The sequence below is a fragment of the Actinomadura miaoliensis genome (genome assembly GCF_039536785.1).
Lineage (GTDB): Bacteria > Actinomycetota > Actinomycetes > Streptosporangiales > Streptosporangiaceae > Spirillospora > Spirillospora miaoliensis.
The window spans coordinates 432,612-444,686 of record NZ_BAAAZG010000001.1 but is presented as its reverse complement, the minus strand read 5'-3'; the positions used below and the strand labels follow the sequence as shown (position 1 = coordinate 444,686).

Sequence of the window (12,075 nt, the reverse complement as noted above, 5' to 3'; positions counted from 1 at the left end):
TCAACGGGACGGGGTGGGCGGCGGCCACAGGCCGAGCCCCTCGACGGCCACCGCCGCCGCCAGCACCCGCACGTCCTCGTGCCGCCGCCCGACGATCTGCAGGCCCACCGGGGCGCCTCCCGCCGTCCCGGCCGGCACCGAGATCGCCGGATGCCCCGACAGGTTGAACGGGAACGTGACCGCCAGCGCGCCCCAGTGGTCCACCGGACGCCCCGCGATCTCGGTCGGCATCGGCCCCTCGGCGGGGAACGCGGGCACCTGCGTGGCCGGGGTGAGCAGCAGGTCGAACCGGTCGAACGCGGCGGCCAGCGCCGCCACCAACCGCGCTCTGGTCTCGTGCGCGTCCACCAGGGCGTCGGCGTCCAGCGCCGCCGCCGCGTCCCCGTAGCGGCGCACGGTGGCATGGACGGCGTGGAGCCGGTCGGGCGGCGCGGCCCGCAGCTCGGCGTGCACGTCCGGCACCGACAGGGTGCGGAACGCCGCGCCGCACGCCGCCTCCAGGTCCACCTCGGCGGGCACGCGGCGCGCGCCGGTGGCCGCGACGAACGCCTCCGCCGCCGCCTGCACCACCGCCGCCACCTCCGGATCGCACGGGGCGTTCCCCAGATCCGGCGTCCACGCCACCCGCAACCCGCGCAGGTCGACCCCGGCCAGCGCCGTCTCGAACGGCTCGGCGGGCGCGGGCAGCGAGGACCGGTCGTACTCGTCGCTGCCGCAGACGCAGTCCAGGAACCGCGCGGTGTCCCGCACCGTGCGGGTGAGGACGCCGTAGTGGTCGTTCTCGGCCGTCCCCCGGTGGTACGGCCCGCGCGGCACCCGCCCGTAGGTGCCCTTGAAACCGACGAGACCGCAGTACGACGCGGGGATCCGCAGCGAGCCGGCGCCGTCCGTGCCGGTGGCGACGGGGACCATCCCGGCCGCCACCGCCGCCGCCGAGCCGCCGCTGGAACCGCCCGGAGTCAGCGCCGGGTTCCACGGGTTGCGGGTGACCCCGTGCAGGGCCGACGCGGTGAACGACGCGCGCCCGAACTCCGGCGACGCCGTCAGCCCGACCGGGATCGCCCCCGCCGCGACGGCCCGCGCCACCAGCGTGGAGGTGTGCCCGGCGATCCGGTCGGCGTGCAGCGCGCTGCCCATGGCGTACGGCCAGCCCGCCACCGCGTGCAACTCCTTGACGCCCAGCGGGACGCCCGCCAGCGGCCCCGGATCGACGCCCCGGGCCACCATGGCGTCGATCTCGCGCGCCCGCTCACGTGCGCCGTCCTCGTCGACGTGCACGAACGCGCCCAGCTCCGGATCCAGCTCGGCGATGCGGGCCAGCGCCGCGTCGACGACCTCGCGGGCGGCCAGCGCGCCCGTGCGGACCAGCTCGGCCATCCCGGTGACGGTGCCGGCCCCCGCCGGATCCACCGGGTACGGGACCGCGGCGCGGAAGGCCGTGCCGTTCGGGGACGCGGCGTCGTCCACGTGCGTGCTCATCGGGCTCCTCGTCTCCATCCCCGTCACAGTGCCACCGAGGCGATCGCCGTGGCCACCACCAGACCGGCGACCACGGGGACGAACAGCCGCCGCGCCAGCTCGACCACCGACACCCCGGTCAGCCCCGCGACCACGATCAGCGACGACCAGATGACCAGCGTGCCGCCGCCGGTCCAGCTCGCGCCGTTCTGCGCGATCGCGGCCAGCGTCGACACGTCGGCGCCCGAGCCCTCGCCCAGCGAGTGCGCCAGCGACCCGGTGAACGGCAGCCCCGGCCAGCCGTTGCCGTCCAGCCCGATCACCATTCCGACCAGCAGCATCGCGAACGAGGCGAACACCGGCACGTGCGGGATGTACGGCTCCACGTGCTTGATCGCGTCCAGCAGGAACGCGGGGGCCCGCGCGTCCTCGGGCAGGCCGAGGATGTCGGCGGAGTAGTCCGACAGGCCCACGTAGACGAACCCGGCGACCGGGATGACCATCCCCATCGTGCGGAACGCGAAGGCGATGCCCTCGGTGAAGTGCTCGCAGACGTCCTCCAGCCAGTTCGCGCGGTTCGCGGTCAGCGCGATGACGACCAGCGCGAGCGCGGCGGTGCCGCCGACCAGCGGGGCGCCCTGCCCGTCGTCGATGTTCGGCACCAGCGAGGTGAACCGTCCCAGCAGCATGAAGACCAGCAGCGCCGCGAACACCAGCGGCACGGCCACGGCGATGATCCGCGCCCTGGACGGCGAGCCGGGGCCGGCGGCGTCCGCCGTGTCCTCCGAGCCGCCGCCCGCGCCCTCGCCGGGGGCCGGTGAGGTGGTGAGTGTCGCCGCGGCTCCGCCCGTCGCCGCGGACGGCGCCGCGTCCGTCCCCGCCGCCGCGGCGGCGGCGTTCGTGCCGGGAGACCCGGCCCCCACCGAGGCGCTCCCGGCGGAACCCGCCTCGGCGGCGGGCAGGACGACCAGGGCGGAGGCCATCGGGTCGAGCATCTTGGTCCGCACGTCCCGCAGGTAGGCCACCGCGAGCGCGACCACCCCGGCGATCAGCGAGATCACCATCGCCCGGTCCGCGATCGGCCCGGCCGGGACGTCGGCGCCCTCGGCCGACAGCGCCGGCGCCACGCCCATGATGTAGTCGGAGCTGAGGGCCATGCCCTGCCCGGTGATGGCGATCGCCAGCGCGGCCCCGAACGGCGCCAGCCCGGCCCGTACGGCGGCGGGCACCAGGATCGCCGCGATCAGCGGGAGCACCGGCGTCGGCCAGAACGACAGCGACAGCGCGTAGGTCACCACCGCGATGACCACGTACGCGACGTGGCCGTTGCGGAAGAACCGGCCGAGCGGCCGGACCATCATCGCGTCCGCGCCGAGCCGCCGCATCGCGCCGAGCATGGCGGTGACCAGGGCGATGATGACGAAGATCGGGAGCAGTTCCCGGGTGGCGAGGACGGCGGCGTTGAACACCGAGCCGAGCCCGGTGACGACGCTGCCGCCGTAGGCGAGGCCGGTGACGAACGTGGCGACGACGGCCAGCGCCACCACGTTCCTCCGGGCCACCACGGTGGCGATGAGGGCGGCGAGGCCGAGCAGATAGATCCAGTGGGCAGCGGACAAAGCAGCACCTTCCAAGACGGGGGAAAGGCGGAGTCGGGGGAGGGGCGCCAGGATTTGTTAAGCGGAGTTTTCGGCATTGTTGCGGGCGGCGTTCCCGCCGGTTGACCGGCGGTGGGAGAGACTCTGGCCGATCGTTTATCGACGAACAATGAGAAAAGTGCACATCCGCCCGGCGGACAATTTGTGCAGGGTTCCGGACCCGGCGCGCCTGCGACGCGGCCGGGACGGTGCGTCCCGTGGCGCCGTCACGCAGAGTGGATCATGCGATCACACATGGAGAGCATCCCTGGTCTCGGCGACCTGGCCGTGCGGTGCGGGCGTCCGGCGGCCGTCCCGCTGAAGAGCGGGTGCTCGGTTGGGCCGGCGCGAAATCAACGGGCCGTCTGGCTGAGTCGGTCGGCCGTGCGGCGCAGTTCCGTCATGTAGTGCCGGCGTTCGGCGCGGCCCACGGCGGCGCGGAGCGGGCCCACCTGCAGCTCCCAGGTGGCGCGTCCGGCGGCGTCGAACACCGGGGCCACGAGGTGGCTCAGCGGCAGCGGGGCGTCGGCGGTGACGTCGGCGGCGCCGTAGGGGCGTCCGCTGATGTCGGCGAGCAGGGCCAGGACGCGTCCGCGCAGGTCCTGTGACGCGGGGTTGTCCGACAGGTGCTCGACCACCTCGGCCAGCACGTCGAGTGCGGCGGGGGCCGCGGCGTCGATGCCCCACAGCGCGACGCCGTCGGCCCGGATCTGCTCCAACACCTCGGCGAGCGCCGCGCGGCAGTCGGGTGGCGCGGTGGCGAGCCATTCCCGTTGCCGCTCCCGGCTGCTGAACGCCACCGACGCCGCCCCCGCGGGAGCGCGCAACGGCAGGACGGTGCCGGTGGTGATGCCCGCGGGAAGACGGCCCTCGCCCGCGGTGACCGCCACGAACGTCAAGCCGTTCGGAGTGACCAGGCCCAACGCCACGCCGCAGCCCACGCGTTCGGACAGCCCGCGAATCGCCTCGTCGGCACCGTCCGGAGCCGCCAGACGGCCGCAGGTGAGGGCGATGGCGGCCAGGCGCGGGCCGGGCTCGTAGGTGAGGTCGGGCAGCCGTCGCACCCAGGCGCGGTCGGCGAGCGTGCCGAGAATCGCGCCGACGGTCGAGCGGCTGAGCCCGAGGGCGTCCGCGACCTCGGCGGCGCTGACCGGCTTCCGCCGCGCGGCGAGGAGTTCCACCACCGCGATCGCGCGGTCGGTCGGCGGGGACGCCGGCCGGCCCTTGCCATCCACCACCGGCCCTCCTAGCCTCGAATGCGACTATTCATCTCATCGATACGAATATTCGTATCACGAGGGGGGACGCGATGGGCACCCGACCGCTCGCGGACGCCGTCGACGTCAACGGTGTCGACTTCGCGTTCGAGGACGTCCCGGCCCTCCATGAACTCCTCGCCGACCTGCGCGCGGTGCGGCCGTACGCGATCGTCCCGTTCGCGGGCGCGCACGCGGTCCTGCTGCTCACGCACGAGCTGGTCAGCGCGGCGTTCAAGGACGAGGAGACCTTCCCGGCGGCGGCGATCTACCCGCTGACGACCGGCCCCGTCCTCGGCAGGACCCTGCAGTGCATGAGCGGAACCGAGCACCGGATCAACCGCGCCGTCGCCTCGCCGCCGTTCCGCCGCAACCGGGTCGCCCGGTACGTCGAGCCGGTTCTCGAGCCGCTGGCCCACGAACTGGTCGACCGCTTCGCCGAGCGCGGCGAGGCCGACCTGGTCGCCGAGTTCACCACCCGCTATCCCGTCCTGGTCATCAGCCGGCTGCTCGGCCTGCCGGTGGAGGACGAGAGCACGGTGCGCCGGTGGGCGCACGACCTGTTCTACTTCCCGTTCGAGCCGGACGCGGCGATGACGGCCTCACGGGAATTCACCGAGTACATCGGCCCGATCCTGGCGGAACGGCGACGCCGCCCCGGCGACGACCTGGTCTCCATGCTGGTCACCGAATCCGTCGACGGCAACCGGCTCGGCGACGAGGAGGTGTTCGCGTTCCTGCGGCTGCTGTTCCCCGCGGGTGCCGACACCACCATGCTCGCGCTCGCCAACACGCTGACCGCGCTGCTGACCCATCCGGACCAACTGGAGACGGTCGCCCTGGCCCCGGACGAGCACGTCACCTGGGCGGTCTGGGAGGGGCTGCGCTGGGAGCCTCCGGTGGGCCTGCTGCCGCGTCTGTGCCCGCGGGCCACCACCTGGAACGGCATCGACATCCCCGCGGACACGCCGATGATCTTCTCGATCAACGCGGCGCTGCGCGATCCCGCCGTCTACCCCGACCCGTATCGCTTCGACATCACCCGACGTGAGACGGCGATGTTGGCCTTCGGCCAAGGCCCGCACACCTGCGCCGGAACATGGCTCGCGCTCGCCGAACTCACCACCGCCCTGTCCGTACTGCTGCAACGCCTTCCCAACCTCCGGTTGCAGGACGGGACAGAGGAGCACGTCCGCATCACCAGCCAGGTGGGCGCTGCCCTACGCGGCCCCACCGTCCTGCCCGCACGTTGGAACACCGCCTGAACCCATGCGTCCCGCCGGTGGCTGCTCCACGAGGCCCCGGCAGTTCCGCCTCGGCGGCCGATGCCTGTGCGGCCGAGTATGACGAAATGTTCGTGCAAGTGATTCGCGGGCTTCGCATTCGGCTCGTCCGGGGGCAGACATCCAGGCCGATATTTTCGGCGAAGTACGGCTTGCCGGATCCGGCGCCGGGAGAATTCCGGGTGGCAACGCGCATGAAATATTCACGGTCGCCCAGTGACCATCGGGCGGTCTGTCGTTAGCCTGGCGATGGAGATCGTTCGCCGGGCGTGAGGAGGGCCTTGGTGTCTGACGTTCGAAGAGCCCGCCAACGACAGTGGTTCGACGTCGCCGCTTTCCGTCAGGACGTTCGCGCCGCCCTGGTCGACGCCACCGCGGCGCTCGTCATCACCCTGGCCGTCTTTTTCTGGCTCTACCGGCGCATCGAGTCCGGTTCGTCGATGACGCTGCAGGTCATGCCGGACCTGGCCGACGCCGGCAGGTACTGGATGTACTGGATGTGTCAGGCGTTCGGATGGTCCGGTCTGCTGTGGGCCTGGATGACCGTGATGCTCGGATTGCTGCGCTCCAGCCGCCGACGCGACTGGCTGCCGGTCTCCGTCGCCCGGATCGAGAAGTGGCACCGGACCACCAGCCTCACCACCGTCGCGCTGATGTTCGGTCATGCGTTCTGGCTTTTCGCCGAATTCGTCCGCGGCAACGAGGACCGGCAGGGATGGGCCGGGCGGACCTGGAGCGCGTTCGTCGACACCTTCGTCCCGGGCGCGTATTCCAGCGGAACGGGAAAGGTCGCGATTTTCATCGGACTGCTGGCCTTTTACCTCGCCATCCCGCTCGGCCTCGCCTTCTACGCGCGCAGGTCGATCGGCGCGCGGGTCTGGCGGGTGCTGCACGCCTCGATCCTGGCGGTGTACGTGCTCAGCGTCTGGCACACCCTGCTGTACGGCACGAACGTGTGGTTCGACGGCTGGTTCCGCACCACCGTCTGGCTGCTTCAACTGCCCGTCGCGGCGCTGCTGCTGATCCGGCTGCTGGCACCGGCGAGCCGCCCCGGGCGGGGCCGGCTCGATCTGCTGGGACGCGCCATAGGCCGCACCTGCGCCGCGGCGACGATCGTCGTGGTGCTCGTCGTGGCCGCCAGTGGCCGTGACGGCGGGCGCACTCCCGGCGTCGACGGCGCCGGGCTCAATGTCACGCGCACGATGATCTGGATCGGGTTCGCGCTGTTCGCCGCCGGGGTCACCGCCTTCGTGTACCGAGCACAGCGCCTCACGTCCTCACGACAGGCCAGGGCGGAACAGGAGGTCGAGACTTCACCCGCGTGATGCCGGGCGGGCCCCTGCGCTGCCGGGCACGGTGACCGGGTGTGCGAAGCCGCGCGGAGACGTGCCGCGGCGACCGGAACGGCGAACAGGACGGGAGCTTCGCGGTGCGAAGGCGCGGCCTAGTCGCGAATTGGTCGCTACTGCGTCTTGTTTGCAATAATGCGCCGCATGGTGAAACGTCCGGTTGTGGCCGTGATGGCCGTCGCCGTCGTCGTGGCGGCGTTCGCGTCGGCGTGCGGGCAGGGTGACGATCCCGCCTCGGGGAAGGACGGCGTGCTGACGTACGCGATCGGTGACGAGCCCGAGACGTTCAATCCGGGCCTGCAGGACGAGCACACCGATCCGGTGACCGAGCTGGTGTTCCGCGGGCTGACCCGGCACGACAAGGACAACAGGGTCGTCCCCGGGCTCGCGCGCTCCTGGCAGGTCGCGCCGGACGGCAAGAGCTACACCTTCGCGCTGCGACCCGGCGTCAAGTGGCAGGACGGGCGGCCGTTCACCGCCGACGACGTCAAGTTCACCATCGAGACCATCAAGAACGCCGGCGCGGACTCGCCGCTGTCGCGCAACTTCGCGATGGTCCGCTCGGTCACCACGCCGGACCCGGCCACGGTGCGGCTGGAGCTGGACAGGCCGTTCGCGCCGATGCTGGACGCGCTGTCGATGGGGATGCTGCCCAAGCACCTGCTGCAGGGCAGGAAGCTCACCGATCCGGTGTTCGGCCGGCAGCCGGTGGGCACCGGGCCGTTCACGCTCACGACCTACAAGCCCGGCCAGTACGCCGAGCTGACCGCCTTCGACGGCTACTACGAGGGCAGGCCCGGCCTGAAGAAGATCGTCATCAAGTACGTGCCGGACGACTCGGCCCGGCTCATCCAGCTGCGCAACGGCGAGGTCGACGCCGCCAACCTCGCGCCGCAGCAGGCGGGCAAGACCACCGGGCACCGCGTGGAGGTCTACCCGACGGCCGACTACCGGGCGCTGATGTTCAACATGACCAATCCGGTCTTCGCCGACCGCCGGGTGCGGCAGGCGATGAACCACGCCGTCGACCGCGACGCCATCACCAAGAGCGTCGTGCTGGGCTACGGCTCGCCCGCCAAGGGGCCGCTGGACACCAGCCCCTACGCCGCCGCCCCCGGTTTCGCCCACGACCCGGCCAAGGTCGGCGAGCTGATGCGGTCGGCCGGGTACGCCAAGAACGCCCAGGGCCTGTGGGCCAAGGACGGTAAGACGGTCCGGTTCGAGCTGAGCACGTTCGCCGAGGACTCGCTGCGGGTGGCCATCCTGAACGTGGCGGCCACCCAGCTCAAGCAGCAGGGCTTCGACGTGGTGCCCAACCCGCGTCCCAGGGACTGGGTGCGCAAGCATTGGGGCGACCTGCAGATGTTCGTGGTCGGCTGGGGCACCCCCTACGACCCCGACTCCTCGGTGTACGGGCCGTTCGCCTCCTCCCAGGCGCTGTCCAAGGGCGGCTCCAACTACGGCTCCTACGCCAACCCCGCCGCCGACAAGTCGCTGGAGGAGGGCCGCTCCACCCTGGACCCGTCCAAGCGCAAGGCCGCCTACACCGCCTTCCAGCAGGCCCTGCAGGACGACCCGCCGTTCGTGTGGATCGCCTACCTCAAGACCATCAACGCCGTGCCGAAGAACCTGACCGGGCCGGCCCAGCGCACCCTCGGTCACCACGGCTACGGCTTCTTCTGGAACGCCGAGACCTGGCGCTACAACTAGATGGCTCTGCTCCTGGCCCGCCGGGCGGCGACGGCACTGCTGGTCGTGGTGGCCCTGTCCATGGTGTGCTTCGCGCTGCTGGACGCCGCCCCGGGCGACCCGGCCGCGTCGATCCTGGAGGCCCGCTCGGGCGGGCGACCGGCGACCGCGGCGGCCGTCGCCGAACTGCGCGCCCAGATGGGACTGGACGACCCGCTCGCGGCCCGGTACTGGCGGTGGGCCACCCACGCGGTACGCGGCGACCTGGGCACCTCCTACATGTCCGGCCGGCCGGTCACCGCCGCCCTCGGCGAGACGCTGCCGTGGATGCTGCTGCTCACCGCCGCCGCCACCGTGCTCAGCTTCGCCGCCGCGTTGGCGGTCGGGCTGGTCGCCGCGTTGACCCGCCGCGCCTGGCTGCGCCGCGGCATCGACCTGGTCCTGTTCGTCATGGGCGGCATGCCCGGCTTCGTCGCCGCGCTCCTGCTGCTGTACGTGTTCGCGGCGGCGACCCACCTGATGCCGTCCGGTGGCGTCAGCCGCCCCGGCGAGCCCGTCACCGCCTACGGCCTGCTGGCCCATCTGGTGCTGCCCGCGTGCGCGCTGGCGTTCGGCCACCACTTCGGCATCTACGTGCGGCTGGTGGAGACCGGTGTCGGACGGCTGCGCGACGCGCCGCACGTGCACAACGCGCGCGTCCGCGGCCTGCCCCGCCGCACCGTGGTGACACGGCACCTGATGCGGCCCGGACTCGTGCCCTTCACGGCCCGGCTCGGCGTCGGCGTCGGCACGCTCATCGCCGGTGTGTACGCCACCGAGGTGATCTTCTCCTGGCCCGGCATGGGGCGGCAGGCCATCGCCGCCGCCCGCGCCCAGGACTACCCGCTGCTGGTCGCCGTCGTGCTGGTCACCGGCCTGATCGTGGTCGCCGCCAACCTGGTCGCCGAGCTCGTCGTGGCCGTGCTGGACCCGCGCGCCCGCTCGGGGCAGGCCGATGCCGACTGAACGCCGCACCGTCGTCCGTGCACCTTCGCCCGTACCGTCGCCAGAGGGGAGCCCGCAGGTGGTGGCTGAGACCCGGGGACTGCTGGCCGTGCGGCTGCGGCCGCGGCGTCCGGCGTTGCTCGTCGCGGTCGCGGTGCTGGCCGTGATGGGGCTGGCGGCCGTACTGGCGCCGTCGCTCACCCCACTCGACCCGGTGGCCACCGACACGTCCGCGACCTCGTTGCCGCCCGGCTCGGCCGGTCACCCGCTGGGCACCGACCTGCTCGGCCGCGACCTGCTGGCCCGCATGCTCTACGGCGCCCGCACCTCCCTGCTGGTCGGGCTGGCCGCCGCGGCGGTCACCGTCGGGCTCGGCATGCTGGTCGGCGGCCTGGCGGCCATCGCCCCGCGCTGGCTGGACGGGCTGATCGCGCGGATCGCCGACGTGCTGCTGGCGCTGCCGCTGCTGGTCATCGTGCTGGCCCTGGCCGCCGTCGCCGGGCCGTCCATGGGCCTGGTGATCGCGGCGATCGCGCTGACGAGCTGGATGCCGGTCGCCCTGATCGTCCGCGCCGAGCTGCGCACCCGCCGCCGGCGCCTGTACGTCCGCGCCGCCTACGCCCTCGGCCTGTCCCGATGGCAGGTGCTGTGGCGGCACCTGCTGCCCGGCGCGCTGCCCCCGGTCGCCTCCGTCGCCGCGTTCGAGGTCGGGCACGCCATCCTCACCGAATCCACCCTCAGCTTCCTCGGCCTGGGCATCCCGCCCAACCGGCCCAGCTGGGGCAACCTGCTCACCGAGGCCCAGTCCCACCTTCTCACCGGCGAGTGGTACACCGTCGCCATCCCGGCCGCCGCCGTCGTGGCCACCATCATCGCCGTCAACGTCATCGCCGGCGCCATCGCCGGCCCGGAGGAAGGCAGGACCTGGTGACCTCCACAGCCGAGCACCGGGGACTCGCCGTCACCGGACTCACCGTCGAGGTCCCCGGCCGCCGTGTCGTGCACGGCGTCGACCTCACCGTGCCCACCGGCCGCGTGCTGGCGCTGGTCGGGCCGAGCGGCAGCGGCAAGACCCTCACCGCACGCGCCATCGCCGGGCTGCACCCCTACCGGGGCACCGTGCTGGTCGACGGCCGGCCTCCTGTGCCCGGCCGCGACGTGGGATACGCGTTCCAGAACGCCCTGGCCTCGCTCAACCCCACCATCACCGTGCGGCGGCACCTCACCGAGACCGTACGCGCTCACCGGACCGGCGACCCCGACGAGGCACTGGCCCGCGTCGACCTGGACCCGGCCCTGGCCGCCGCCCACCCGTTCGAGCTGTCCGGCGGCCAGGCACAGCGCGTCGCCCTCGCCCTGGCCACCGTCCACCGGCCCCCCGTGCTCATCGCCGATGAGATCACCACCGCCCTGGACCCCGTCACCCAGGCCGGCGTCCTGGACCTGGTGCGCGCCCAGGCCCGCGACCGCGCCGTCCTGCTCATCACCCACGACCTGGCCGCCGCCGCCCGCTGGGCCGACGACATCGCCGTCCTCCACCACGGCCGCGTCCTCGAACACGGCCCGGCCCCCAAGATCTTCGCCGCTCCCCGCACCGACCTCACCCGCCGGTTGCTCGAAGCCGCCGAAGCGGCCCCTGCGCCGCGTCCCGTCCCACCGGCGGCCGAGCCCTCCACCGAAGGCGGCCTCGCCCTCCAAGGCGTGCGGCGGGTACTGCGGTCACGCCGGCGCCGCACCGTCGCGCTGGACGACGTCGACCTCGACATCGCCCCCGGCGAGGCCGTGGCCATCGTCGGCCGCAGCGGCTCCGGCAAGTCCACCCTCATCGGCGCCCTCGCCGCGCTCGACCGCCCCGACCACGGGACCGTCCTGCGCGACGGCCGTGACGTGTGGGCCCTGCCCGGCCGTGGACGACGCGCCGTCCGGCGCCGCACCGGACTGATCTTCCAGGACCCGCTCGCGTCCTTCGACCCCCGCCACACCGTCCGCCAGGTGATCGCCCAAGCCGGCCCTTACGACGACGACCTGCTGCGCTACGTCGGCCTCGACCCCGCCCTGGCCGCACGTCGCCCCGCCACCCTGTCCGGTGGCGAATGCCAGCGCGTCGCCATCGCCCGCGCCCTCGCCCAGCGCCCGCACGTCCTGCTCGCCGACGAACCCACCAGCGGCCTGGACGTCCTGGCGCAGGAGCGCATCCTGCGGCTGCTCACCGACCTGCGCCGCGATCACGGCCTGACCATCGTTCTGGTCACCCACGACCTGCGCGTCGCCCGCCGCGTCGCCGACCGCGTCATCACCCTGCATCGGGGCCGCGTCGTCGACGACCTCCCCGCCACCGCTCTCGACACCGCCCAGCACCCCGAGACCCGGCGCCTGCTGGAGGCCACCCGGCGGGACCCCGCGTCCCGCTGAACGAGCC

The 12,075-nt window shown here is 73.1% G+C and carries 9 protein-coding genes; 6 read left to right on the top strand and 3 right to left on the bottom strand.

The window, feature by feature from the left end:
- The 3 genes from ABD811_RS02090 to ABD811_RS02080 form a co-directional block, all read right to left on the bottom strand.
- On the bottom strand, positions 1 to 1,479 hold the full coding sequence (locus tag ABD811_RS02090) for an amidase (protein ID WP_344939774.1): 1,479 nt from the start codon (positions 1,477 to 1,479) through the stop codon (positions 1 to 3).
- A 23-nt stretch (positions 1,480 to 1,502) separates the two neighbouring features.
- Positions 1,503 to 3,077 (bottom strand): hypothetical protein, encoded by a 1,575-nt coding sequence (locus ABD811_RS02085; RefSeq protein WP_344939773.1) that lies wholly within the window; start codon positions 3,075 to 3,077, stop codon positions 1,503 to 1,505.
- 371 nt (positions 3,078 to 3,448) lie between these two features.
- Positions 3,449 to 4,333, bottom strand: a complete 885-nt coding sequence (locus ABD811_RS02080; RefSeq protein ID WP_344939771.1) for a helix-turn-helix domain-containing protein — start codon at positions 4,331 to 4,333, stop codon at positions 3,449 to 3,451.
- 71 nt (positions 4,334 to 4,404) lie between these two features.
- On the opposite strand from ABD811_RS02080, the gene ABD811_RS02075 reads away from it, so the two are divergent.
- The 6 genes from ABD811_RS02075 to ABD811_RS02050 all read left to right on the top strand — a co-directional run bounded on the left by ABD811_RS02075 (position 4,405) and on the right by ABD811_RS02050 (position 12,068).
- Positions 4,405 to 5,616, top strand: a complete 1,212-nt coding sequence (locus ABD811_RS02075; RefSeq protein ID WP_344939769.1) for a cytochrome P450 — start codon at positions 4,405 to 4,407, stop codon at positions 5,614 to 5,616.
- 302 nt (positions 5,617 to 5,918) lie between these two features.
- Positions 5,919 to 6,959 carry a ferric reductase-like transmembrane domain-containing protein gene (locus ABD811_RS02070; protein WP_344939767.1) on the top strand — a complete coding sequence of 347 codons (1,041 nt, stop codon included), beginning with the start codon at positions 5,919 to 5,921 and terminating at the stop codon, positions 6,957 to 6,959.
- Positions 6,960 to 7,127: 168 nt separating this feature from the next.
- On the top strand, positions 7,128 to 8,693 hold the full coding sequence (locus ABD811_RS02065; protein ID WP_344939765.1) for an ABC transporter substrate-binding protein: 1,566 nt from the start codon (positions 7,128 to 7,130) through the stop codon (positions 8,691 to 8,693).
- On the top strand, positions 8,694 to 9,677 hold the full coding sequence (locus ABD811_RS02060) for an ABC transporter permease (RefSeq protein ID WP_344939764.1): 984 nt from the start codon (positions 8,694 to 8,696) through the stop codon (positions 9,675 to 9,677).
- Between the two features lie 58 nt (positions 9,678 to 9,735).
- A complete protein-coding gene (locus ABD811_RS02055) occupies positions 9,736 to 10,587 on the top strand; it encodes an ABC transporter permease (protein WP_344939762.1) in 852 nt (283 codons plus the stop codon).
- Positions 10,584 to 12,068, top strand: coding sequence for an ABC transporter ATP-binding protein (locus ABD811_RS02050; RefSeq protein WP_344939760.1), 1,485 nt, complete (start codon positions 10,584 to 10,586; stop codon positions 12,066 to 12,068). Before ABD811_RS02055 ends, ABD811_RS02050 begins: the two co-directional genes overlap by 4 nt.
- Positions 12,069 to 12,075 lie beyond the last annotated feature (7 nt).

Excerpts from the sequence above, each read along its gene's own strand:
- ABD811_RS02060 (WP_344939764.1), top strand. The coding sequence starts at position 8,694 with ATGGCTCTGCTCCTGGCCCGCCGGGCGGCGACGGCACTGCTGGTCGTG.
- ABD811_RS02090 (WP_344939774.1), bottom strand. The coding sequence starts at position 1,479 with ATGAGCACGCACGTGGACGACGCCGCGTCCCCGAACGGCACGGCCTTC.
- ABD811_RS02065 (WP_344939765.1), top strand. The coding sequence starts at position 7,128 with ATGGTGAAACGTCCGGTTGTGGCCGTGATGGCCGTCGCCGTCGTCGTG.
- ABD811_RS02075 (WP_344939769.1), top strand. The coding sequence starts at position 4,405 with ATGGGCACCCGACCGCTCGCGGACGCCGTCGACGTCAACGGTGTCGAC.